Genomic DNA, 23,336 nt, shown 5'->3' on the forward strand with positions numbered 1-23,336 from the left:
GTCTCGGACATGACCTACGCAAAACTGATCGACGAAGCCCGCGCCGCGCGCGAACTGGCCTACGCCCCGTACTCGCAGTTCCAGGTCGGCGCCGCGCTGGAATGCAAGGACGGCCGCATCTTCCGCGGCTGTAACGTGGAAAACGCCGCCTACGGCCTGTGCAACTGCGCCGAGCGCACCGCCTTCTTCAGCGCCATCGCCAACGGCTACAAGCCGGGCGACTTCGCGGCGCTGGCCGTGATCGGCCAGACCGAGGGCCCGATCGCCCCTTGCGGCGCCTGCCGCCAGGTGATCCTGGAACTGGGCGGCAATGCGCTGCCGGTGGTGCTGACCAACCTGAAAGGCGACGTGTTCGAAACCACGGCGGCCGAGCAGCTGCCGAATGCGTTCGGCGGGCGCGACCTGAACAAGTAATCGTCAAGCTTGCTGTCGTAGTGAAAAGCGCTGACCGTGGCAACACGGCAGCGCTTTTGTTTTGTGCGGGGCCCGCCTCGGATTTTTCCGAAAACGTTGCGCAGAGTGCAATGCTTTCCGTCAAGCCTGATCCTTCTCAACAGCAAGATTGCGAACTGGACGTGTAATCGCTGGATGACTGTGCCATGCACGAAGGGAGGCCCGGATGCCAGCATACGATAGCGAGCTGCTTGCATTGTTCACACGCTTCACCCAGGACACGCGCCTGATCCGGCTCACCACCCCTTTGGGCGAGGACCTGGTGGCCGAATGCGTCCACGGCGAAGAGGCCATCAGCCGGGGCTACTGCTTGCGCATCGACGCGCTCTCGACGGATGCCCATGTGTCCCTCAGGTCGCTGCTCGGGCAAGTGGCGCTGGTGCAGCTGCTCACCGCCGAGAGCAGGGATGCGCTGCGTCCCTTCCACGGCTATGTCACCGCTGCCGAGATGACGGGAGCGAACGGCGGCTTCGCGCGCTACGTACTGACCATCGAACCCTGGAGCCGGTTTCTCTCGCTGGGCCGGGACAGCCGGATCTTCCAGGACATGAGCGTCTTCGACATCCTGGATGTGGTGTTTGGCGGCTACGCGGGACGGGGCCGGATCGCGCCGGCCTGGCGTTTCGAGCTGGCCGACCGGGCGCGGTATCCGAAGCGCAGCCTGACCACCCAATACCAGGAGAGCGATCTCGCTTTTGTTGAGCGGCTGATGCATGAGGAGGGCCTGTTCTACTTCTTCGAGCATAGCGGCGATCCGAACAGTGCTTTGCTCGGCAGCCATACCATGGTCATCGCCGACCATAACGGCGCCTTCAAGCCGAATGTCCAGGCCTCGGTCGCGTTCACCCGGCCCGGTGCGGTGATGAAGCTGGATAGCATCGACCGCTGGCGCACCGAAGTGCGCCTGTCGACCAATGCCATCGAGATGGACAGCTGGGACTACCGGACGGCGCGCCGGCGCCAGGTGGCGGCCGCGGGCGCCGATGCGGGCGAGGCCCTGCTGTGCAGCCGGGATAGTCCGGGACTCTACGCCTGGGAAGACCGCGCGCAGGGCGAGCGCGTCGTGGAAAACCAGATCGAAGCGATCGAAGCGGCGCGGCGCGTCCACGTCGGTGCCGGGACCGTGCGGACCTTCGGGCCCGGCACCACCTTTACCCTGCACGGCCACGCGCAGTTCGACCGGGTGGATCACGACGACGCCCGTACTTTCCTCATCCTGCGGGCGGTGCACCTGATGCACAACAACCTGAGCGCGGACATGCTCGATGGCGTCGCCAAGTTGCTGGGCCAGGGCGCGGTGGCGCGGGCGGGAGCGGCCGAGCCCCTGCTCACAGCCCGGCGACCCGGCGACGAACGGCCGCTGTACCGCAACCGGGTCGACGCAATCCCGGCGCGGGTGCCTTACCGCAGCCTTGCGAACGACGGGCACGGCCAACGCCTTCATCCACGCCCGACCGTGCGTGGCCAGCAAACCGCGATCGTGGTCGGCCCGCCCGGCGCCGTGATCCACACCGACCGGGACCATCGCATCAAGGTCCAGTTCCACTGGCAGCGCGGCGCCGCCAGCCATAGCCGCCTGGGACATCCTTCCCCGGAAGGGCATACCGGTGCACCGGGCGACGACAGCGCCGGGACCTGGGTGCGCGTGGCCACGCCCCTGGCCGGCGCCAACTGGGGCAGCAACATGCTGCCGCGGATCGGCCAGGAAGTGCTGGTCGATTTCCTCGAAGGCGATATCGACCGCCCGGTGGTGATCGGCAGCCTGTACAACGGCCGCGGGCAGCCGGATGCCGCGCACAACCGGGTCGCCTATGGCGCGGCCGCGGCCACCGGCAATGCGGCGCCATGGTTCCCGGGCGAGCGGGGCGGCCATGCGCACGCGGCGGTCCTGTCCGGGTTCAAGTCGCAGGCGATGCAAGCTAGCCAGGCCGGCAGCGGCGCCTACAACCAGCTGGTGTTCGACGACGCGCCCGGGCAGCCGCGCATCGGCTTGCAGCACCATGCGAAACAGCACGACGGTGCCGCGGAACTGAACCTGGGCCACCTGCGGCATCAGAGCGACAACGAGCGCCTGGAGACGGTCGGCTTCGGCGCGGAGCTGAAGACGGCGCACAGCGTCGCCCTGCGCGCCGGGCAGGGAATGCTGCTGTCGACCGACGCGCGCAACGGCGGACGCGGCACGCTGCTCGACGCGCGCGAGGCGCTCAGCCAGATCGAAGAGAGCCACCGCTTGCAGGTCTCCATTGCTGACCTGGCGCAAAAACATAACGCCAGGCTGCAGGACGAAGCGGCGCCGGACGAGATCCCGGCGATCAGGCAGATGGCGCACAGCCTCGAGGTCCTGAGCGCGACCTCAGGCGGCCAGCAGCCCGTCGAGGCGTACAGCGAGCCGCATCTGCAACTGTCGAGCCCGGCGGGAATTGTCGTGACCACGCCGGCGGACGCGGTGCTGGCGGCGGGAACGACGAGCAGCATCGTGGCCGGCCAGGACATCAATATGGTGGCGCAGGGGAGCATGGCCACGCTCGCGGCGGGCGGCATCAGCCTGTTCACTTATGGCAAGGCGACCAACAAGGACAAGCCGAACCAGGAGGTGGGGATCAAGTTGCATGCTGCCAGCGGAAAGTTCAGTAGCCAGAGCCAGTCGGGGCCGACCTCGCTGACGGCGGACAAGAAGATTACCGTGGCGAGCGTGACCCGGTCGGTGTCGGTGTCGGCGCCGAAGAAGCATGTGCTGCTGACGGCGCAGGGGGCGTATATCAAGCTGGAGGGCGGGAATATCGAGGTGCATGCGCCGGGGAAGGTGGAGTTCAAGGCGAGCAAGAAGGAGTTGGCGGGGCCACAGAGCACCAAGCAAGAAAAAGTGCTGCCAAAACCGGGGGAGCTGAAATTGTGCGAACTGCGCGCTGCTGGAGCAGCGGCTGCAGGAGACAGCAGCGTCCCCTTATTGTAAGGGAAGATAAAATGAATAAGAGCCTCGCATTGACGGCAGTCCGTGAATATCGGTTTGCTGTCGTTGATCCAGTAATACTTAATTTATTACCAGAAGATATTATTGCCCAAATTCTGGTACCAAAATGCCTGTCGCAAAGCGCGCATCTTATGCCCGGAGCGGTCGACCTCCAGCAACTATCTGAAGATCGCCTTAACGCTCTCTGCACCATCCTGCAAGGGGCATGCGAAGGGCACCTTGCCTCATCATCCGTAGCAATATTCGTCGCTACTTTGTCTGATACACATGAATTTGCGCGCCGTTGGAATGCTGTTCAGCTTGTAAGGCGCTATAACAAACGCAATTTCTGGCTGCGAATACACGACTCCAGGGTTCTCCATCAACTTCTCCGAATGTTGAATCCAATGCAGCGTCGTGGCTTGTTTGGACAAGCACAAAGGTTTCACTACTGGATCGGCAATAGTTGGACTACCGCTCTGCGTGAAGCTAAAAGCGAGGCTGAGGGAAATCTGCCATCAATTGGGCCTATCGGATGGGACTGGGCGCGTATCGAAAGGATAGGCATCGTGAACCGAGCACTAATTAGTGCGGGAATCCAAGATTTGCGTGCGTTGGAATCTCAAGCGGTGCTGGCCGAGCAGTTGATCGAGCGCGCCGTCACTCGTCACAGACTAAGTGAGCAAGCTGATCTGATCGAATATGCAACACGTGGACTCTTGTTTGATCCGCTTTTCGATGAGCACCCCGCGATTGCAAGTGCCATCAAATTACCTCCCGCATCTGAAGAAACTACCAGCCTATCGGATCGTTTGGCACTGATTGAAGACACGGTCTGGGCCTCGCTCCATTAAGTGGAAAAACAATATGAACTCGACGAAAACGTGCGAATTCTGTGATAAGCGGGGCTTGCCTTTGCTGCTAGTACGCCACGCAGTTGCACCGGTAGACTCAGGCGCTCCTTTGGCGTCAGGTTTGCCGATCGATATAGCTCCATCTGTTGCACATTACACCAAACGTGTGCTTCGAAGTGGATACGTCAACGTGTTTGACGAGTCACGTCGGCGTTGGGAAACGTATTTCGTTACACCAGACGGATTTCTTTTCAAAATCTTCCAAACTGCCGGTGCCACACCTGTCGTGCCGCAGAAGTCATTTAACTGTCCAGACGAAGGACACCGCGCTATCGCAAGCTGCATCACCATACCGGATCCAAAGAATGCCTCCAAAGTGTGGATAGGTTTTAGCGACGTGTTGTGGACCGACGCTGTCCGTAAAAGAAACGAAGACGCCGCTTATCGTTCGCGGCACATGATTGAAGTTGACGTCAAGGCTGCTCTGAAAAGAAGTCAGAAGCCCCACCATCCTATCGCACAACTCGGTACTCTTGTCGCTGAGTATGCGATGAGTCCGGTTCAGGGGAAGAGCAGCTTTGACGGAAGTCCATTTGCGTTCATTTCACGGCACGCCCATGCTGCTCGGCTTCGGTCCGAATGCGATTCCATGAGGCAAGGCTCCGCATTGATCATAACGCTGCCCGATCCAGCAGGATTGGCGCAGGAGCTTGCTTTTTTAATGAAACACAATGCAGACTCCTTTGTCAACAAGAACCCGGAAGACAAACGGAAGATAGCGGCAAGCATGGCAATTGATCAAATAAAAACCGCGGTTTTTCTTCAGGCCGAAGAAATGGAGATGGAAGGAGCAGAACAGATTGCGGACCAACGACTTGCCAATGACCCGTTTGGTCACTGGATGTTGGAATCAACACGTGAGACAACGGAAAGAATCCGGAGCGTTAATTATGCGCAGCTGAAGCGTGCTTCTGCTGAAGCATGGAAAAAATATGATGAAAAATTCAATGATAAAAAGCGAGACGCGTGGCTTAAATTTTACGGAAGTGAACTCAGTAAATTTGACGAAAATTACATTTCGCCTCTGGCGCTCGCGCACGTTGCATGGATGAAAAGTTCTAGTTTGAGCGACTATTTTGAATGCAACTATGATCAGCGGAACAAAGACTCTGGGAAGACATACACAGTAGCATTAAGCCATTGTATACTTGCCACGCAAGATAAGAAGGTATGTTCTGACTTATATCAGGAGTGGCTTGACGGAGATATATCGGACCCAAAGAATTTACTTTTGAGAGCATTGGTGCTAAATCAATCGACTTCTATAGATGCCATCAAGAATGCAATGTCCGCTAATGTCAGTTTTCGTCAAATACCTTGGGATAATCTGTTTGCAACGCATGATGCAGCAGTTGGCCGTTTTGACAATGATGCTCAGGATATTGCAGCAAAATTTCTTGTGCAGATAAGTGGTCCGATTGCACGAGCCTTTAACAAGGTGATGGATGGAAGCGCCGCATTTCGTGCGGCTGTCATGGCTACGGGCATAGTATCCGGTCATCCAGTAGTTGTGTGCGAAGTCACTGGTTCAAAGAAAAAATTCTTGGAATATCTGGTACGTCAGTTGCTGCAGTCAAATGCGAATCAAATAAGCGAACCTCAGATGAAGCGTGCCGTGAAGGCTGAGTTGAAACGGCTGCAAATCCATGGTGTTCGACTTGAAGGAGAAGCAAAAAAGAAATGGATTGTAGTTGCTGATAAAGATCTGATCAAGAGCATGCCAGCAAATCTTACTCCGCAGGAGCAAGCGAATTGGATCGCAAAAAGCATGGGAACTGTCGAGGCTCTAGAAAATACAAATTTGGTGCGATGGAGGAGTGTAGTCAACGCGAATGCTCCGAAAGTTGTAATGGCAATTGTGCAGCTGATATGTTTTACGAAGGTGTGGGAAGACGAAAAAAAGAGTCTCAGCAACGAAAAGAAAGATGCAGTTGGTCGACTTCATGCCGGTATCGCAGCAATGCTTTCTACATCAGCAGAAATTATTGGCGGAGTTATGAAATCAAGGGCCGGTCTAGGCCTACGGTTTGGACAAGGAATCGCCAAGGCAGGTGGCGTTTTCCACCTCGGCGGAAAGGTTGGTGGAATATGCGCTGGCTTATACCTTGCGGTTTTAGACGGGTTTAAAGCCTATGGTGCTTTATCCGAGAATCAGGTCGGCCTAGCATGGCTTTACGGCGCTTCGTCAGCAATTGGTATTGGTCTAGCCTTGGCATTGTCGTTCCCCGCAATTCTGGGTGTCGCAGCAATTCCAGTAATTGGATTTTTATTCGTCTTGGCTATTGTGGTAGGTTTGCTTATCGACCGTATCAAGGATAATCCGATTCAAGATTGGCTTGAACGTTGTCCTTGGGGGCTCCTGGAGAGTCAGCATTATGCAGACATGGAAACTGAGCAATCTCAGCTAATTCAGGCACTCAAGTGAGGTAATTATGGATTTCTCCGGCCTTATCGGCAAATATCCTATTAATCGCCTACTTACCGAGCAGGAGCGTGCCCATCAGTTGAAGCAAGATCGACCTCTTGGTCTGATTCCCCGTTATCAACTTAGTGTGATCAAAATGAATTCCACGTTTCTTGAAACGGTGGATAAGTGGTATGGATGGAAGGGCGCGGCTACCGCAATCACGTCTGCTGTCCTGCTTGTTATTAGTGGAGTCTTTGGATGGATGGGATTGAAACTGTTTTTGCAGGGAATGGGCATCCTCCAGTCGACACTTGATGCTGATGTTGCCACTGCAAACGGGATTGGAATGCTCTTTGTGTTCTGTTTGTTCGGTTGGGGCGTCCTTTGTCTATTGCGAAAAGAATCCTTTGCATATACCCATTATCCGATGCGTTTTAATCGCAAGAATCGAAAGGTTTATTTTTTTCGCACTAACGGCACGGTGCTGGCATATCCGTGGGAAGACCTATTTTTTACGTTAGGAACCATTCCGGCATCAAATCTTTGGGAAGTTCGGGCCCACATACTTGACGCCGATAGGAAGACGGTTCGCGAGACTTTCGCGTTGAGCTACTCAGGGACACTTGAAGCAGCAGAGTTTGTGGGGAACACTGCCAATTTTTTCTCTGAAGATTTTGTTCGAGCCCACTGGGAGTTTGTTCGGCGATATATGGAGGAAGGTCCGCAAGAAATTTTAAGCCAAATTCAATTCTGCATGCCCATCGATCAGAAGCGCGAAAATGTGAGCCTTGGATTTGAAAGGATATTCGCAAATTTTGCAGGGGCGCCGGCTCTTTTGTATTTTGCTATGTTCCCGTTCTGTTTCGTAGTGAGTGTGTTTCGAATTTTTGCAATTCAAACTAGCAAAATTCCATTCTGGCCCGAAGAGGTCGAGGCTAGCTGCGCAATTGAACCAGATGATCCTTATGCAATCCAGGGAGCGGCCGATGGAGGGCGTGTTGCTGTTTACCCCGAAGCTGCACTCGCAGCAGGGGTAGGTTTTAGCACACTGTAATGCATTGTCGCGCATAACCGGTCTTGAAATCGCTGACAAGCCCACAACATGCAGATTTGATCAGGTCTTCGATGAGGAGCACCCTCATGAGCCCATCCGATAGCCAGCAACTGCATGACTTCCTCACCCAACTCATCCAGGCCCGCGGCATCCACAAAGACCCCGGAGCCGATGCGCTCATCCAGCGTGCTGTCGTCCAACAACCCGATGCCGCCTACCTGCTGGTCCAGCGCGCGCTGCTGATGGAGCAGGCCCTGGACAGCGCACGGGCCCAGATCGCCGCGCTAGAGAGCCAGCTCCAGCACCAGCCAAGTCAAAGCAGCGGCGGATTCCTCGACCCCAATTCCTGGGGCAGGCGCCGCCATGCCGGCCACCCGCAATCCGAGCACATGCACTACCAGCACACCTCGCCCGGATCGATAGGCCGCAGCATGGGCGGCTTCCTGGGCGGCGGCGGCGGTGGTTCGCTGGGTTCGATCGCCGCCACCGCGGTCGGTGTCGCCGCCGGCAGCTTCCTGTTCCACGGCCTCGACAACATGTTCCATGACCACGGCGGCGCCCACCTGCTAGGCGGCGAGCACCTGGCGGAAAGCGGCGACCTGTCGGGCAGTGCGCTGGCCGAGCAGGCCGGCCTGAACGACATTGGCACCGGCGACAGCCTGCCTGGCGATGGAAGTGGCGGGATAGAAGACAACGGCGGCTTCTTCGACGGCGACGGTTCCGACGAAGGCCTGTTCGGTTAAAACTGGGCCGGCAAAGGCATCACATCTGCTGGAACAGATGCCCGTGGTTGCGGCTGACCTCCAGCTCGCCCGGGAAGTTGCGCAGCCTGATCATCTGGCGGCCGCGCAGGTCGCGGAACACTTCGGCGATCGCGTCCACCCGCACCAGGGTCGAGCGGTGGATGCGCCAGAACTCGTCCGGGTCCAGTTCGTCGGCTAGTTCCTTGAGCGTCTTGCGGATCAGGAGCTGGGCGGTGGCGGTCTGCACGCAGGTGTACTTGTCGTCGGCCTGGAAATACAGGATCTCGCGGGTGCTGACCATGCGCAGGCTGCCGCCCACCTGGGCCTGGATCCACTTCAGGTAGTTCGGCTTGGCGGCGCCGCCCCCCTTGAGCAGCGTACCCAGTTCGGCCAACTGGGCGCCGATCTCCTGCGGCGCGCGCGTGAGGCGGGCGCGCAGGCGCTCGCAGGTGGTCTGAAGCCGTGCCGGCGTCACGGGTTTGAGCAGGTAGTCGATGGCGCCCTGCTCGAAGGCGTCGAGCGCATACTGGTCGTAGGCAGTCGCGAACACGATGTGGCAGCGGTTGTAAAGTTGGCGCGCGGCGTCGATGCCGCCCATGCCGGGCATGCGGATGTCGAGGAAGGCGATGTCCGGCAGGTAGCGCGCGGCCATGTCCAGCGCCTCGGCGCCGTTGGCGGCTTCGGCCACGATGCGCAGTTCGGGCCAGGCTTCCTGCAGGCGCATGCGCAGCTGCTCGCGCATCGGCGCTTCGTCGTCGGCGATCAGGGCGGTCGGGCTGCTTTGGCTCATCAGTCGAACTCCGTCATCCTGTAGGGCAGGCGAATCGAGGCGCAGGCGCCGCCTGCCGGGGGCATCTCGATGACCAGCTCGGCGTCCTTCCCGAACAGCAGCGCCAGGCGCTCGCGGATGTTGGCCAGGCCCACGCCCTCGTCGGCGTGCATGTCGATGCCGACGCCGTCGTCGCACACGTCCACGTGCAGGGTGGCGTCTTCCACATGGGCGCGCACGGTGATGGTGCCGCCGGCGATCTTCGGTTCCAGGCCGTGCTTGATCGAGTTCTCGATCAGGGTCTGCAGCATCATCGGCGGGAAGGGCGCGCTGCCCAGGAAATCGGGCACCTCGAAGCGCACTTGAAGGCGTTCCTTCATGCGCGCCTGCATGATGGCCAGGTAGGCGCGCGACAGTTCGACCTGCTTGCCCAGGGTGCCGCCTATGCCGCCACCCTTGGTGCGCATCTGCGGCAGCGAGGAACGCAGGTACTCGATCAGGTGCGCATGCACGCGCGCCGCTTCCTTCGGGTCGGTCTCGATCAGCTGGCCGATCAGGGCCAGGGTATTGAACAGGAAGTGCGGTTCGACCTGGGCCTGCAGGGTGGCCATCTGCGCTTCCATCAGGCGGCGCTCGAGGGTGGCCACGTCGGCCTTCTCGGCCGCTTCGCGGGCGGTGAGTTCGGCGCGGCGCTTGCCGCCGGCCAGTACCTTGACGCCGAACGAGAGCAGGATGAACCACACCGCCGGTTCGCTCAGGTTGAACGAGATGCCGAAGATGAAGACCAGGAACCAGGTCACGTACAGTTTGCGCCACTCGACCAGGGCCAGCCAGTCGAAGAAGCCCCACCACAGGGCGCCCGCTTCGCTGACGGCTTCGCGCACGAAGTCGAGTGCGCGGTTGATCGATGCGGCGGCCATGGCTTACTCCACGATCTGGGCTGGACGGCGGCCGAACAGGGCCGCGGCAAGGAACTTCAGCAGCAGAAAGCCGACGAACAGCGTGAGCGCCAGCGGCACGATGCTCAGGACCAGGGCCAGGCCGATCGACACGGCCAGCAGCGAAGGCCAGGGCAGGGCGGCCAGGGTGCGGGCGCCCGAGCGCACGGCGCGGTGGGTCTTGCGGCCGATGGTTTGCATGTCGGCGATGAACGAATCGAAGCGGGAGGTTGTCATATGCGAGCGTCCTTCGGTTGAGTAGATGACGCTACTCTAGCCCCCGCGCGCGGGCGGCGCCATGGCGATCCGACGAACGGTAGAAAACCCGGTGTTGGCGGCAGCGTGGCCCGATAAGCGGGGGAGATTCTATCCCTTTCGGCGGGGGCATCGGCGGGGGCATCAAACCCGGCCGCGCGCATCCCAGTAGCTGCGCAGCAGCCCATAGTTGACCGTGTCGGCCATTTCGCCATGCACGAACCAGCGTTCCGGCATATAGCCTTCCCGGCGAAAGCCCATCCGCTCCAGCACGGCGGCCGAGGCGGCGTTGCGCGGGTCGATGTCGGCTTCGATGCGGTTCAGGCACAGTTCGTGGAAAGCGTAGTCGAGCGCGGCTTCCAGCGCCTCGGTGGCGTAGCCCTTGCCCCAGTGCGCACTGCCGAGCGCATAGCCCAGTTCGCAGCGGCGGTTCTGCGGGAAGACGTGATGCAGGTTGACGGTGCCGATCAGCGCGCCGGTAGCCGCCAGTTCGATCCCGAAACGTAGCTCCGAGCCGTCGCGGTAGGCAGCCAGCGCATGGGCGATGGCGCTTTCGGCAGAGCCGATCGCGGTCCACGGTTCCGCGCTCCAGTAGCGCACCACGGCCGGGTCGCAGAACACGGCGAACAGGTCGGGGGCGTCCTGCATCGCCAGGGGACGCAGGGTGAGCCGCTCCGTGCTCAGGAGGGGAGTGGGAAAGCCGGACATGAGCGAAAGGATAACACTCCTGCCCGATCACCCGGTAGCGGCCAAGGCCCGCACCACCAGGTCGCCGATCAGGCGCTCGGCATCCTCGAAGTCACCGCCGCCGAGTTCGGGCTTGTCCAGCACCAGCGTCATCTGGGCCGCGAAGTCGGCATACGACTGCGTCATGGCCCACAGCGCGAACAGCAGGTGGGTGGCGTCGACGCGGGCGATGCGGCCCTCGCGCATCCAGCGTTCGAACACCTCGATGTCGCGCCGCAGCAGGGGCACCACCCGTGCGCGGATCTGCTCGCCGTAGAACTTGGCGCCGCCGATGACTTCCATCGCATACACCCGCGAGGCCCAGGGCTGCTCGCGCGAGAAGCGCAGCTTGGCGGCGACGTAGGCGCGCAGCACCCCGGCCGGCTCGCCATCCCCATCGGCCAGGTGCGCCATGCGCGCCAGCCAGTCGTCGAGCACATCGTCGAGCACGCGCCGGTACAGGTCGTTCTTGGTCGGGAAGTAGTAGAGCAGGTTCTGCTTCGAGATGCCGGCCCGCTCGGCCACGGTGGCGATGCTGGCGCCTTCGAAGCCGCACTCGGCGAACAGGCGGGTGGCGGCGGCCAGGATGGCGCCTTCCAGCCTGTCGCGCCGCCGGGCGCTGTCGCTCATGTGTTCCTTGACCTGAATGTCCATGGTGTCCTCAGCGCCGGTTGGGCAGAAATTCGCGCAGGAAGTCGAGCAGTCGCGGGTTGGCCGAATAGGCGGCATTGAAGCGGAACCAGATCCGGCCCGGTTCGCGCTGCGTGAAGAATTCGCCGGGGGCCAGCAGGATGCCGGCCTTCAGGGCGGCGTCGGCGATGGCCCGGCCGTGGCGCCCCGCAGTGGGCGTCTCGTCCCAGCCGGCGCTGACGAACATGCCGCCGCGCGGACGGGCCAGCGGGCGCATGCCGATGTCGCGCAGCCCGTCCAGCGTGCGTTCACGCGCATCTTCCAGCTGGCTGGCCAGGCGCTCGACCATGCGGCGGTAACCACGCGCGCCGATGGCGTGGAACACGGCGCGTTCGTTGATCTCGGAAGTCGTCAGGCCCGCCACCATTTTCACGCGCAGCAGTTCCGGCAGCAGCGAACGCGAGGCGCACAGCGAGCCGACCCGCAGCACGGGCGAGAGCGTCTTGGAAAAACTGCCGACCCGGATCACGCGGCGCAGACCGTCCATCGCCGCCAGCGAGGCCTCGCCGGGGGCGGCCAGTTCGCGGTAGATGTCGTCTTCCACCAGCCAGAAGTCGAACTGCTCGGCCAGCGCCAGCAGGCGGTGCGCCTGGGCCTGCGAGAGCGAGGTGCCGAGCGGATTTTGCAGCACCGTGTTGACGAACATGAGCTTGGGATGCAGCAGCGCGGCCTGGCGCGCCAGCTCCTCCATGTCCAGGCCGTCCCCGCTGCGCGGGATGCCGACCGGGACGCAGCCGTGGTGGTGTACCAGCGTCAGCAGGTTGCCGTAGCCGGGGTCCTCGACCAGCACCACGTCGCCGGGGCGCGTGAGCGTGCGCAGCACCAGGTCGAAGGCGTGGGTCGCGCCGTTGGTCAGCAGGACCTGGTCGGCGTCGACCGGAAACAGTTCGTCCGACAGGCTCGCGGCCAGCTGCTGGCGCAGCGAGGGAAAGCCGAGCGGGTGGCCGTAGCCGCGCAGGCGGCTCGCCGGGATCTTCATCGCATGGCGCACGGCATCGAGGATGGTGTTCTCGCCGTACCACTCGGGCGGCAGCCAGCCGGCGCCGACCGGCAGCGCCTCGGCCTGGCCGCTGTACAGGTCGGGGGCGAGGGCGTCGATCTCGGATTGCAGGCAGGGCTGGGAGGGGAGTGGCGCGCAGGAAATATGCGGCGGGCTGCGTGTGACGAAGAAGCCGGAACCGCGCCGCGAGGACAGCAAGCCCAGCTGGTGCAGGCGCTCGTAGGCTTCCACCACGGTGAATGTGCTGACGCCATTGCACTTTGCGAATTGTCTAACCGATGGCATTTTCGTACCGGCACCAAGCTGGCGCTCGTTTACCATCGTCGAGATCGTTCCGACGATCTGCTCGACCAGGCTGCCGCGCCTGGCCCTGTCGATCGCGAGCAGCGGCCATGCCACGCTGGGTGCCATACTGGAGGCGCCACTCGTGGACGCCGGATGCAAGGTTTCAGAAGGAAACATCTCTGTCAGAACAGCTTCTTCCATCGCCACCACTCCACAAAACTGTACAGGCTGTGCTGCCTGTACGGTTGGTCGGTTCTGCCCTTGGTGTATCTGTGCCGGTGTTGCCTTGCTGACTATTATTGATCAATATTTTGCCAACTGGTAAAAATTTTTCGCCATTCAATGGCGGGGAGAATCGCATGAACGAATCCAGGCCCACCTCGATGTCCGCATTCTGGATGCCTTTCACTAATAACCGCGACTTCAAGGCCAATCCGCGCCTGTTGGTGTCAAGCGAGGGGATGTATTACAAGGATGTCGACGGCAATAGTGTGCTCGACGGTACTGCCGGCCTCTGGTGCGTGCCTTGCGGCCACGCCCAGCCGCGCATCACCCGGGCGGTCAGCGACATGGTCGGCCAGCTCGACTTCGCCCCCACCTTCCAGATGGGTCACCCGGCCGCGTTCGACCTGGCCGAGCAGCTGATGGACTACACCGGCCACAAATTCGGCCACGTGTTCTATACCAATTCGGGTTCCGAGGCGGTCGATACGGCCCTGAAGATGGCGCTGGCCTATCATCGGGCGCGCGGCGAGGGCGGGCGCACGCGCCTGATCGGCCGCGAGCGCGGCTACCACGGGGTCGGCTTCGGCGGCCTGTCGGTGGGTGGCATCGGTAACAATCGCAAGAGCTTCGGCCCGCTGCTGCCGGGTGCCGATCACCTGCCGCACACGCACGATCTGTCGAAAAACGCCTTCTCGCGCGGCGAACCGGACTTCGGCGCCGAGCTGGCCGACGAGCTGGAACGCCTGGTGACCCTGCACGACGCCTCCACCATCGCGGCGGTGATCGTCGAGCCGGTGGCCGGCTCCACCGGCGTGCTGGTGCCGCCCAAGGGCTACCTCAAGCGCCTGCGCGAGATCTGCGACAAGCATGGCATCCTGCTGATCTTCGACGAGGTCATCACCGGTTTCGGGCGCCTGTGCACGCCCTTCGCCAGCGATTATTTCGGCGTCGAGCCGGACATGATGACCACTGCGAAGGGCTTGAGCAACGGCGTGGTGCCGATGGGCGCCGTGTTTTCCAAGCGCTTCATCCACGACGCCTTCATGGAGGCGCCGGCCGGCATCGAGCTGTTCCACGGCTATACCTACTCGGGCCACCCGCTGGCCTGCGCGGCCGCGCTGGCCACGCTCGAGGTATTCCGCGAGCAGGGCGTCATCGAAAACGCCAGGAGCGTGCAGCCGTATTTCGAAGACGCCCTGCATGCGCTGCGCGGCCTGCCGCACGTGATCGACCTGCGTTCGATCGGCCTGGTGGCCGGCATCGAGCTCGAACCCATCGCCGGCAAACCGGGCGCGCGCGCCTACAGCGCCTTCAAGCAGGCCTTTGCGGACGGCATCCTGATCCGCGTGACGGGCGATATCATCGCGCTGTCGCCGCCGCTCATCCTGAACAAGCAGAACATCGACGAACTGTTCGGCAAGCTGGCCCACATCCTCAAGAACCTGGACTGACCATGACCCTGATTTCCCATTTCATCGACGGACGACTGACGCACGCGCAAGGCTGCCGCCAGCTTGATGTCTACAACCCGGCGCGCGGCGAACCCTGCGCGCGTGTGGCGCTGGCCGAGCCGCGCGAGGTCGACGCCGCCGTCGGCGCGGCCTTGGCGGCCTTTCCGGCCTGGGCGGCCACGCCGCCGCTGGCGCGCGCGCGCGTCCTGTTCAAGTACTTGCAGCTGTGCCAGCAGCACACCGACGACTTCGCCGCCATGGTCGTGCGCGAGCACGGCAAGACCTTTGCCGATGCCCAGGGCGAAGTCGCGCGCGGCATCGAGGTGGTCGAATTCGCGGTCGGCATCCCGCAGATGCTCAAGGGCGAATTCACCGACCAGATCGCGCGCGGCATCGACGCCTGGTCGATGCGCCAGCCGCTCGGCGTGGTGGCCGGCATCACGCCCTTCAACTTCCCGGTGATGGTGCCGATGTGGATGTTCCCGGTCGCGATCGCATGCGGCAATACCTTCGTGCTGAAACCGTCCGAGCGTGACCCGTCGGCCTCGCTGCTGCATGCGCAGCTCCTGCAGCAAGCCGGCCTGCCGGACGGCGTCTTCAACGTGGTCCAGGGCGACAAGGTGGCGGTCGATGCGCTGCTCGACCACCCCGAGGTGCAGGCCATCAGCTTCGTCGGCTCGACCCCGATTGCCGAATACATCTACGCGCGTGGATCGAGCAAGGGCAAGCGGGTACAGGCCCTGGGCGGCGCCAAGAACCACATGGTGGTGATGCCGGACGCCGACATGGACATGGCGGTCGACGCCCTGATCGGCGCCGCCTACGGTTCCGCGGGCGAGCGCTGCATGGCGATTTCGGTGGCGGTGGCGATCGGCGACGCCGGCGACAAGCTGGTCGCGGCACTGGCGGAACGCACCGCCAGGCTGAAGGTCGGCGACGGCATGGCGGAGGGGGCGGAAATGGGGCCGGTGGTGACCGGCGCCGCCAAGGAACGCATCGAACGCCTGATCGGCCAGGGCGTGGAGCAGGGCGCCACCCTGGTGGTCGACGGCCGCGGCTACCGCGTCGAGGGCTGCCCGAATGGCTTCTTTGTGGGCGGCACCCTGTTCGACCACGTCACCCCCGACATGCGCATCTACCAGGAAGAGATCTTCGGCCCGGTGCTGTGCGTGGTGCGCCTGCCGGATGTCGGCCGCGCGGTGGAACTCATCAACGCCAACGAATACGGCAACGGCGTCGCCATCTTCACCCGCGACGGCGGCGTGGCGCGCGAGTTCGTGCGCCAGATCGAGGTCGGCATGGTGGGCGTGAACGTGCCGCTGCCGGTGCCGATGGCCTTCAACAGCTTCGGCGGCTGGAAGCGCAGCCTGTTCGGCGACCACCACGCCTACGGTCCCGAAGGTGTGCGCTTTTATACGCGCCACAAGGCGGTCATGGAGCGCTGGCCCAACACTGCGAGCAGCGGGCCGCAGTTCGCCTTTCCGCAGATGAAGTAGCAGTGGTGGTGCCCGGAGGTGCCGGGCTGCAGCATGTCGTCGACCTACAACAACAAGGGATGCACATGATCGAATCACTCCAGCACCTGCCGCCCGCGGCAGGGTCGAACGGCGAACTCGCCGCGCAGTTCACCGACCTGGCGCCGCCCTTGACGGCGCGCCAGGCCGCCGTCGAGGCGGCGCGCTGCCTGTACTGCTACGACGCCCCCTGCATGAACGCCTGCCCGACCGGCATCGACGTCGCCAGCTTCATCAAGAACATCCACGACGGGAACCTCACCGGCGCCGCCCACGGCATCCTGAAGGCGAACATCTTCGGCGGCAGCTGCGCCCGGGTCTGCCCCACCGAGATCCTGTGCGAGGACGCCTGCGTGCGCAACAACCCGGCCGAGCGCGAACCGGTGCGCATCGGCCTGCTGCAGCGCCATGCGATCGACCATGCCGTCTTTGCCGGCCATCCTTTCGAGCGCGCGCCATCGACCGGCAAGCTGGTCGCCGTGGTCGGCGCCGGGCCTGCCGGCCTGTCCTGCGCCCACCGCCTTGCCATGCTGGGCAACGAGGTGGTGGTGTTCGAGGCGCGACCGAAGGCGGGCGGCCTGAACGAATACGGCATCGCCAAGTACAAGCTGCCGGGCGACTTCGCCCGGCAGGAGGTGGACTTCCTCCTGTCGATCGGCGGCATCCACATCGAATATGGCCGCAAGCTGGGCGAGAACCTGAGCCTGGCCGAGCTGCACACGCGCTACGACGCGGTTTTCCTGGGCATCGGTTTGCAGGCCAGCCGCGCGCTGGGACTGACGGGCGAGGATGCGCCCGGCCTGGTGGCGGCGATCGACTACATCGCCGCGCTGCGCCAGGCCAGCGATCTCTCGCGCTTGCCGGTGCCGCGCCGCGCGCTCGTGATCGGCGCCGGCAATACTGCGATCGACATGGCGGTGCAGATCAGGCGCATGGGCGCCGAGGACGTGACCCTGGTCTACCGCCGCGGCCTGGAATCGATGAGCGCGACCGGCCACGAAATCGCGATCGCCAAGGCGAATTTCGTGCGCATCCGCACCTGGGCGGCGCCGCTCGAGGTGTTGCTGGACGAGGCGGGCCGGGTGGCCGGCATGCGCTTCGAGCAGACCCGCATGGAAGAGGGGCGCCTGGTGCGTACCGGCGGCATCGTCGAGATCGCGGCCGATGCCGTGTTCAAGGCCATCGGACAGAGCATGGGCGAAGAAGGCTTTAGCGAGCCGCTGGCGCGCGAACTCGCACGGGAAGGCGATCGCATCCGGGTCGACGAGCGCTTCCGCACCGCGCTGCCGGGCATCTACGCGGGCGGCGACTGCGTCGCGCCGGGACAGGACCTGACGGTGCAGGCGGTCCAGCACGGCAAGCTGGCCGCCCTGGCGATCCACCACGACATCCAGGTGCGCATTGGAACCAATACGGAGGCAGCATGGCCGACCTGAGCATCGATTTCTGCGGCATCAAGAGCCCGAACCCGTTCTGGCTGGCCTCCGCGCCGCCGACCGACAAGGCCTATAACGTGGTGCGCGCCTTCGAGGCGGGGTGGGGCGGGGTGGTGTGGAAGACCCTCGGCGAAGACCCGCCGGCGGTCAACGTCTCGTCGCGCTACTCGGCCCACTACGGCAAGAACCGCGAGGTCATCGGCTTCAACAACATCGAGCTGATCACCGACCGCAGCCTGGAGATCAACCTGCGCGAGATCACCCAGGTCAAGAAGGACTGGCCGGACCGTGCCCTGGTCGTCTCGCTGATGCTGCCCTGCGAGGAAGCGCCGTGGGCGGCGATCCTGCCGCTGGTCGAAGCCACCGGCGCCGATGGCATCGAACTGAACTTCGGCTGCCCGCACGGCATGCCCGAGCGCGGCATGGGCGCGGCGGTGGGCCAGGTGCCTGACTACGTGCAGATGGTCACCGCCTGGTGCAAGAAGCACACGCGCCTGCCGGTGATCGTCAAGCTGACCCCGAACATCACCGACGTACGCCATCCGGCCAGGGCCGCGCTGGCCGGCGGGGCCGACGCGGTTTCGCTGATCAATACGATCAACTCCATCACCCACCTCGACCTCGACCGGATGGTGGCCTTCCCGATCGTGGGCGGGGCCAGCACCCACGGCGGCTACTGCGGCTCGGCGGTGAAGCCGATCGCCCTGAACATGGTGGCCGAGATCGCGCGCGACCCGGCCACGCGCAACTTGCCGATCTCCGGCATCGGCGGCATCCAGAGCTGGCGCGACGCGGCCGAGTTCATCGCGCTCGGCGCCGGCAGCGTGCAGGTCTGCACGGCGGCCATGCTGCATGGCTTTCGCATCGTCGAAGAGATGAAGGACGGCCTGTCGCGCTGGATGGACAGCCAGGGCTACCAGAACATCGCGGCCTTCTCGCGCAAGGCGGTGCAGAACACCACCGACTGGAAGTACCTGGACATGCACTACCAGGTGATTGCCCGGATCGACCAGGACAAGTGCATCGGCTGCGGCAAGTGCTGGGTGGCCTGCGAGGACACCTCGCACCAGGCCGTCGCGCAACTGGTGGACGATGCCGGCAAGCGCCGCTACGAGGTGATCGAGGACGAGTGCGTGGGCTGCAACCTGTGCGAGATCACCTGTCCGGTTCAGGACTGCATCAGCATGGTGCCGCAGGATACCGGCAAGCCTTACATGAACTGGACCCAGGACCCGCGCAATCCGCACGCCGGGCCGGCGGCCTGACCGGCCGGGGGAGGGATTGGCACTCGCGCCGGTACGTACGATTACGCTACACTGGCCCGCTACCGCAACCCTATTGGAGAAAGACCCCGTGACAGCACGCAACGACGCCAGCCAGGACCTCTGGAACCACGACCTCGCCCCGACCAGCGCCGCGCAGCGTACCTGGCGCTGGTATCACTTTGCCGCCCTCTGGGTCGGCATGGTGATCAGCATTCCCGCCTACATGCTGGCATCGAGCCTGATCGAAGGCGGCATGTCGGCCTGGCAGGCGGTGCTCACGGTGTTCCTGGCCAACCTGATCGTCCTGGTGCCGATGCTTCTGATCGGGCATGCCGGCACCAAGTACGGCATCCCCTATGCGGTGCTGGCGCGCGCCTCCTTCGGCACCCGGGGCGCGCGCCTGCCGGCCCTGATGCGCGCGATCGTCGCCTGCGGCTGGTACGGCATCCAGACCTGGTTTGGCGGCAGCATGATCTATACGCTGCTCGGGGTCTTGCTCGGCGGGGCGGCCAGTGCGCCGCTCGGCGGCGAGAACCTGCCCGGCCTGGGCATCAACCTCGGCCAGCTGGCCTGCTTCCTGGGCTTCTGGGCGATCCAGATGTACTTCATCGTGCATGGCATGGAGTCGATCCGCAAGCTCGAGACCTATACCGCGCCGCTGAAGATCGCGATCTGCTTCCTGCTGCTGTGGTGGGTGTACGACAAGGTGGGCGGCTTCGGCCCGCTGCTCGGCCAGCCTTCCCAGTTCGTCGAGGGCGGACCCAAGGCTGGCCTGTTCTGGAGCGTGTTCTGGCCGTCGCTGACCGCCATGATCGGCTACTGGGCCACGCTGGCGCTGAACATTCCCGACTTCACCCGCTTCGCCAAGACCCAGCGCGACCAGGTGGTCGGCCAGACGCTCGGCCTGCCGCTGCCCATGGCCCTGCTCGCGGCGCTGGCCGTCACCGTCACCTCGGCGACCATCGTCCTGTACGGCAAGGCCTTGTGGGACCCGGTCGACGTGGCCAGCCGCATGACCGGCGTGGCGGTGCTGGTCGCGCTGCTGATCCTGCTGATCGACACCGCCAGCGTCAACCTGGCGGCCAACCTGGTCGGCCCGGCCTATGACTTCTCGGCGCTGTCGCCCAAGCGCATCTCCTACCGCATCGGCGGCTACATCACCGCCGGCATCGCGCTGGCCATGATGCCGTGGAAGATACTCGAGACCACCCAGAACTACATCTTCATCTGGCTGACCGGCTACTCGGCCCTGCTCGGACCGATCGCCGGGATCATGATGGTCGACTACTACCTGGTGCGCAAGACCAGGCTCGACGTCGACCAGCTGTACCGGGAGGGCGGCGCCTATTCGTACAAGGGCGGCTGGAACGCCGCCGCCATCGTGGCGTTCGCGGCCGGGGTGCTGCCCAACCTGCCCGGCTTCCTGAATGCGGCCTTGCCGAACATGTTCCCGGACGTGGGCGAGGCCTTCAAGACCATCTATACCTATGCCTGGTTCGTCGGCGTGACGATCGCGGCCATCGTGTATGGCCTGATGATGATGAATGGCCGCGCGCTGCAGGTGCCGCGCACGGCGAACCATCCAACCTGAAGGGAATGTGCATGACTACCTTGATCCGTGGCGGTACCGTGGTGAACGCCGACCGTGCTGTCCGCGCCGATGTGCTGTGCGTGGGCGACCGGATTGCGGCGGTGGGCGACAAGCTCGAGGCGCCCGCCGGCGCCACGATCGTCGACGCCGGCGGCCAGTACGTCATGCCCGGCGGGATCGATACCCACACCCACATGCAGTTGCCCTTCATGGGCACCGTCACGGCCGACGACTTCTTCACCGGCACCGCGGCCGGCCTGGCCGGCGGCACCACCACGATCATGGATTTCGTGATTCCCGATCCGAAGCAGTCGCTGCTCGAGGCCTTCCACACCTGGCGCGGCTGGGCGCAAAAATCGGCCGGCGACTACACCTTCCACGTGGCCGTCACCTGGTGGGACCCTTCGGTGCACGAAGAGATGGGCGTGCTGGTGCGCGAGCACGGGGTGAACAGCTTCAAGCACTTCATGGCCTACAAGAACGCCATCATGGCCGACGATGAGACGCTGGTGAAGAGCTTCCGGCGCGCCCTCGAACTGGGCGCGATCCCGACCGTCCATGCCGAGAACGGCGAGCTGGTCTACCAGTTGCAGCAGGAGCTCCTGGCACAAGGCATGCGCGGCGCCGAGGCCCATCCGCTCTCGCGCCCGCCCGAAGTCGAAGCGGAGGCGGCCAACCGCGCGATCGCCATCGCGGGCGTGCTCGGCACCCCGGTCTACATCGTGCACGTGTCCTGCGCCGAGTCGCTGGAGGCGATTCAACGGGCGCGCGCCAAGGGCCAGCGGGTGTACGGCGAAGCGCTGGCCGGCCACCTGGTCATCGACGACAGCGTCTACCGCCACCCCGATCCTGACTTCGCGCGCGGCCACGTCATGAGCCCGCCGTTTCGCAGCCCCCACCACCAGCAGGCGCTGTGGCAGGGCCTGCGGGGCGGCAACCTGCACACCACGGCCACCGACCACTGCACCTTCTGCGCCGAGCAGAAGGCGGCCGGCAAGGACGATTTCACCAGAATCCCGAACGGCTGCGGCGGTGTCGAGGAGCGCATGGCGGTGGTCTGGGACGGGGGCGTCAACACCGGCCTGCTCACGCCAATGGAATTCGTGCGCGTCACCTCGACCAATGCGGCCCAGATCTTCAATATGTACCCGCGCAAGGGCCTGATCGCGGTCGGGGCGGATGCCGACATCGTGGTCTGGGACCCGAACGGCACCCGCACCATCTCGGCCAAGACCCAGCACGCGAAGGGCGGCTTCAACGTGTTCGAGGGCCGCACGGTGCGCGGCATCCCGACCCACACGGTCGCCGCCGGCAAGCTGGTGTTCGAACGCGGCGCGTTGCGCGCCGAAGCCGGAGCGGGCCGCTACGTCGCGCGTCCCGCCTTTACCGCTACCGTGGCCTGAGGAGAAACCCATGAACGAGCCGCGCAAGGATGAGCTGTACGTCAACGGCGAGCGCCTGTGGCAATCGCTGATGGACCTGGCCGCCATCGGCGCCACCGAGAAGGGCGGCGTCAAGCGCCTGGCACTGACCGATCTCGACCGCCAGGGCCGCGACCTGGTGGTCAGGTGGGGACGCGAAGCCGGGCTGGAGGTCACGGTCGACCAGATCGGCAACGTCTTCATGCGGCGTGCGGGACGCAATGCCGCGCTGCTGCCGATCGTCACCGGCAGCCACGTGGACACCCAGCCCACCGGCGGCAAGTTCGATGGCAACTACGGCGTGCTGGCCGGGCTGGAAGTGGTGCGCACCCTGAACGAGCGCAACATCCAGACCGAGGCGCCGATCGAGGTCGCCTTCTGGACCAACGAAGAAGGCTCGCGCTTCGTGCCGGTGATGATGGGCTCGGGCGTGTTCTGCGGCGCCGTCAAGCTGGAGACGGCCTACGCCGCCCGCGACACCGAGGGCAAGAGCGTGCGCGAGGAACTGGAGCGCATCGGCTACCTGGGCGACGAGGTGCCCGGAAAACACCCGATCGGCGCCTATTTCGAAACCCACATCGAGCAGGGGCCGGTGCTGGAAGACGCCGGCAAGGTGATCGGCGTGGTGCCGGCCGTGATGGGCCTGTCGTGGTACGACTGCACCGTGACCGGCATGGAAGCGCATGCGGGACCGACGCCGATGGGCTTGCGGCGTGACGCGCTGCAGGTGGCCACCGCCATCATGCAGGAAACGGTGCGGATCGCGAACCGCTACCCGCCCTACGGCCGCGGGACGGTCGGCATGGTGCAGGTGTTCCCGAACAGCCGCAACGTGATCCCCGGCGAGGTCAAGTTCAGCATCGACCTGCGCAACGTGAGCGACGCGCTGCTGAACACGATGCACGAGGAGATGCTGGCCTTCGTGGACCAGACCCGCGAGGAAAGCGGCCTGCGGATCGCGATCGAGCGCGTCTCCTATTACCCGCCATGCCCCTTCCATCCGGACTGCGTGGACGCCGTGCGGGCCGCCACCGAAAAGCTGGGCTATGCGAGCATGGACGTGGTGTCGGGCGCCGGCCACGACGCCATCTACGCCGCCCGGGTCGCGCCTGCCGGCATGATCTTCGTCCCCTGCAAGGACGGGATCAGCCACAACGAGATCGAGGACGCCCAGCCGGCGCACCTGGAAGCCGGCTGCAACGTGCTGCTGCATGCCATGCTCGAGCGCGCCGGCATTGCCGGCTGACGC

The 23,336-nt window shown here is 63.7% G+C and carries 20 protein-coding genes; 13 read left to right on the forward strand and 7 right to left on the reverse strand.

The genetic code is table 11. The annotated features are described in order from the left end of the window. The first annotated feature begins 9 nt into the window (after positions 1-9). From IM543_06295 to IM543_06320, 6 genes are all read left to right on the forward strand, one after another. Complete coding sequence (locus tag IM543_06295; GenBank protein QOY95469.1) at positions 10-414, forward strand: cytidine deaminase; 405 nt, start codon at positions 10-12, stop codon at positions 412-414. Between the two features lie 205 nt (positions 415-619). Beyond that, positions 620-3,406 carry a type VI secretion system tip protein VgrG gene (gene tssI / locus IM543_06300; GenBank protein ID QOY95470.1) on the forward strand — a complete coding sequence of 929 codons (2,787 nt, stop codon included), beginning with the start codon at positions 620-622 and terminating at the stop codon, positions 3,404-3,406. An 11-nt stretch (positions 3,407-3,417) separates the two neighbouring features. Continuing rightward, positions 3,418-4,257 (forward strand): DUF4123 domain-containing protein, encoded by an 840-nt coding sequence (locus IM543_06305; GenBank protein QOY95471.1) that lies wholly within the window; start codon positions 3,418-3,420, stop codon positions 4,255-4,257. 13 nt (positions 4,258-4,270) lie between these two features. Further along, positions 4,271-6,742 carry a hypothetical protein gene (locus IM543_06310; GenBank protein QOY95472.1) on the forward strand — a complete coding sequence of 824 codons (2,472 nt, stop codon included), beginning with the start codon at positions 4,271-4,273 and terminating at the stop codon, positions 6,740-6,742. 7 nt (positions 6,743-6,749) lie between these two features. Then, positions 6,750-7,778 (forward strand): hypothetical protein, encoded by a 1,029-nt coding sequence (locus IM543_06315; protein ID QOY95473.1) that lies wholly within the window; start codon positions 6,750-6,752, stop codon positions 7,776-7,778. 86 nt (positions 7,779-7,864) lie between these two features. Then, positions 7,865-8,521, forward strand: coding sequence for a DUF2076 family protein (locus IM543_06320; protein ID QOY95474.1), 657 nt, complete (start codon positions 7,865-7,867; stop codon positions 8,519-8,521). A 19-nt stretch (positions 8,522-8,540) separates the two neighbouring features. On the opposite strand, the gene IM543_06325 is transcribed toward IM543_06320, so the two are convergent. The 7 genes from IM543_06325 to IM543_06355 form a co-directional block, all read right to left on the reverse strand. After that, complete coding sequence (locus IM543_06325) at positions 8,541-9,311, reverse strand: response regulator transcription factor (protein ID QOY95475.1); 771 nt, start codon at positions 9,309-9,311, stop codon at positions 8,541-8,543. Then, positions 9,311-10,210 carry a histidine kinase gene (locus IM543_06330; protein QOY95476.1) on the reverse strand — a complete coding sequence of 300 codons (900 nt, stop codon included), beginning with the start codon at positions 10,208-10,210 and terminating at the stop codon, positions 9,311-9,313. Before IM543_06330 ends, IM543_06325 begins: the two co-directional genes overlap by 1 nt. A gap of 3 nt (positions 10,211-10,213) precedes the next feature. Next, on the reverse strand, positions 10,214-10,429 hold the full coding sequence (locus IM543_06335) for a hypothetical protein (GenBank protein QOY96544.1): 216 nt from the start codon (positions 10,427-10,429) through the stop codon (positions 10,214-10,216). Positions 10,430-10,627: 198 nt separating this feature from the next. Beyond that, the gene (locus tag IM543_06340; protein ID QOY95477.1) at positions 10,628-11,191 is read right to left on the reverse strand and encodes a GNAT family N-acetyltransferase; all 564 of its coding nucleotides are present in this window, start codon (positions 11,189-11,191) and stop codon (positions 10,628-10,630) included. Positions 11,192-11,218: 27 nt separating this feature from the next. Next, the gene (locus IM543_06345; protein QOY95478.1) at positions 11,219-11,863 is read right to left on the reverse strand and encodes a TetR family transcriptional regulator C-terminal domain-containing protein; all 645 of its coding nucleotides are present in this window, start codon (positions 11,861-11,863) and stop codon (positions 11,219-11,221) included. A 7-nt stretch (positions 11,864-11,870) separates the two neighbouring features. Next, positions 11,871-13,310 carry a PLP-dependent aminotransferase family protein gene (locus tag IM543_06350; protein ID QOY95479.1) on the reverse strand — a complete coding sequence of 480 codons (1,440 nt, stop codon included), beginning with the start codon at positions 13,308-13,310 and terminating at the stop codon, positions 11,871-11,873. A gap of 37 nt (positions 13,311-13,347) precedes the next feature. Then, the gene (locus tag IM543_06355; protein QOY95480.1) at positions 13,348-13,545 is read right to left on the reverse strand and encodes a hypothetical protein; all 198 of its coding nucleotides are present in this window, start codon (positions 13,543-13,545) and stop codon (positions 13,348-13,350) included. On the opposite strand from IM543_06355, the gene IM543_06360 reads away from it, so the two are divergent. The 7 genes from IM543_06360 to IM543_06390 all read left to right on the forward strand — a co-directional run bounded on the left by IM543_06360 (position 13,544) and on the right by IM543_06390 (position 23,333). Next, positions 13,544-14,860: an aspartate aminotransferase family protein gene (locus IM543_06360; protein ID QOY95481.1), complete on the forward strand. Its 1,317-nt coding sequence runs from the start codon at positions 13,544-13,546 to the stop codon at positions 14,858-14,860. The genes IM543_06355 and IM543_06360 overlap by 2 nt on opposite strands. A gap of 2 nt (positions 14,861-14,862) precedes the next feature. Continuing rightward, the gene (locus IM543_06365) at positions 14,863-16,356 is read left to right on the forward strand and encodes a CoA-acylating methylmalonate-semialdehyde dehydrogenase (GenBank protein ID QOY95482.1); all 1,494 of its coding nucleotides are present in this window, start codon (positions 14,863-14,865) and stop codon (positions 16,354-16,356) included. 65 nt (positions 16,357-16,421) lie between these two features. After that, positions 16,422-17,810 (forward strand): NAD(P)-dependent oxidoreductase, encoded by a 1,389-nt coding sequence (locus tag IM543_06370; GenBank protein ID QOY95483.1) that lies wholly within the window; start codon positions 16,422-16,424, stop codon positions 17,808-17,810. Next, positions 17,798-19,075, forward strand: coding sequence for an NAD-dependent dihydropyrimidine dehydrogenase subunit PreA (gene preA, locus IM543_06375; protein QOY95484.1), 1,278 nt, complete (start codon positions 17,798-17,800; stop codon positions 19,073-19,075). The genes IM543_06370 and preA overlap by 13 nt, the downstream gene beginning before the upstream one ends. An 88-nt stretch (positions 19,076-19,163) precedes the next feature. Continuing rightward, on the forward strand, positions 19,164-20,666 hold the full coding sequence (locus tag IM543_06380; GenBank protein QOY95485.1) for an NCS1 family nucleobase:cation symporter-1: 1,503 nt from the start codon (positions 19,164-19,166) through the stop codon (positions 20,664-20,666). 11 nt (positions 20,667-20,677) lie between these two features. Further along, positions 20,678-22,069: a dihydropyrimidinase gene (gene hydA / locus IM543_06385; protein QOY95486.1), complete on the forward strand. Its 1,392-nt coding sequence runs from the start codon at positions 20,678-20,680 to the stop codon at positions 22,067-22,069. A gap of 10 nt (positions 22,070-22,079) precedes the next feature. Continuing rightward, positions 22,080-23,333 (forward strand): Zn-dependent hydrolase, encoded by a 1,254-nt coding sequence (locus tag IM543_06390; protein ID QOY95487.1) that lies wholly within the window; start codon positions 22,080-22,082, stop codon positions 23,331-23,333. The last annotated feature ends 3 nt before the right edge of the window (positions 23,334-23,336 follow it).

This window comes from Massilia sp. UMI-21 (assembly GCA_015277795.1).
Classification (GTDB): Bacteria; Pseudomonadota; Gammaproteobacteria; order Burkholderiales; family Burkholderiaceae_D; genus Telluria.

Excerpts from the sequence above, each read along its gene's own strand:
- IM543_06325 (QOY95475.1), bottom strand. The coding sequence starts at position 9,311 with ATGAGCCAAAGCAGCCCGACCGCCCTGATCGCCGACGACGAAGCGCCG.
- IM543_06295 (QOY95469.1), top strand. The coding sequence starts at position 10 with ATGACCTACGCAAAACTGATCGACGAAGCCCGCGCCGCGCGCGAACTG.
- IM543_06355 (QOY95480.1), bottom strand. The coding sequence starts at position 13,545 with ATGCGATTCTCCCCGCCATTGAATGGCGAAAAATTTTTACCAGTTGGC.
- IM543_06365 (QOY95482.1), top strand. The coding sequence starts at position 14,863 with ATGACCCTGATTTCCCATTTCATCGACGGACGACTGACGCACGCGCAA.
- IM543_06390 (QOY95487.1), top strand. The coding sequence starts at position 22,080 with ATGAACGAGCCGCGCAAGGATGAGCTGTACGTCAACGGCGAGCGCCTG.
- tssI (QOY95470.1), top strand. The coding sequence starts at position 620 with ATGCCAGCATACGATAGCGAGCTGCTTGCATTGTTCACACGCTTCACC.
- IM543_06335 (QOY96544.1), bottom strand. The coding sequence starts at position 10,429 with ATGCAAACCATCGGCCGCAAGACCCACCGCGCCGTGCGCTCGGGCGCC.
- hydA (QOY95486.1), top strand. The coding sequence starts at position 20,678 with ATGACTACCTTGATCCGTGGCGGTACCGTGGTGAACGCCGACCGTGCT.
- IM543_06305 (QOY95471.1), top strand. The coding sequence starts at position 3,418 with ATGAATAAGAGCCTCGCATTGACGGCAGTCCGTGAATATCGGTTTGCT.
- IM543_06315 (QOY95473.1), top strand. The coding sequence starts at position 6,750 with ATGGATTTCTCCGGCCTTATCGGCAAATATCCTATTAATCGCCTACTT.
- IM543_06320 (QOY95474.1), top strand. The coding sequence starts at position 7,865 with ATGAGCCCATCCGATAGCCAGCAACTGCATGACTTCCTCACCCAACTC.
- IM543_06340 (QOY95477.1), bottom strand. The coding sequence starts at position 11,191 with ATGTCCGGCTTTCCCACTCCCCTCCTGAGCACGGAGCGGCTCACCCTG.
- IM543_06345 (QOY95478.1), bottom strand. The coding sequence starts at position 11,863 with ATGGACATTCAGGTCAAGGAACACATGAGCGACAGCGCCCGGCGGCGC.
- IM543_06370 (QOY95483.1), top strand. The coding sequence starts at position 16,422 with ATGATCGAATCACTCCAGCACCTGCCGCCCGCGGCAGGGTCGAACGGC.
- IM543_06330 (QOY95476.1), bottom strand. The coding sequence starts at position 10,210 with ATGGCCGCCGCATCGATCAACCGCGCACTCGACTTCGTGCGCGAAGCC.
- IM543_06310 (QOY95472.1), top strand. The coding sequence starts at position 4,271 with ATGAACTCGACGAAAACGTGCGAATTCTGTGATAAGCGGGGCTTGCCT.
- IM543_06360 (QOY95481.1), top strand. The coding sequence starts at position 13,544 with ATGAACGAATCCAGGCCCACCTCGATGTCCGCATTCTGGATGCCTTTC.
- IM543_06350 (QOY95479.1), bottom strand. The coding sequence starts at position 13,310 with ATGGCACCCAGCGTGGCATGGCCGCTGCTCGCGATCGACAGGGCCAGG.
- preA (QOY95484.1), top strand. The coding sequence starts at position 17,798 with ATGGCCGACCTGAGCATCGATTTCTGCGGCATCAAGAGCCCGAACCCG.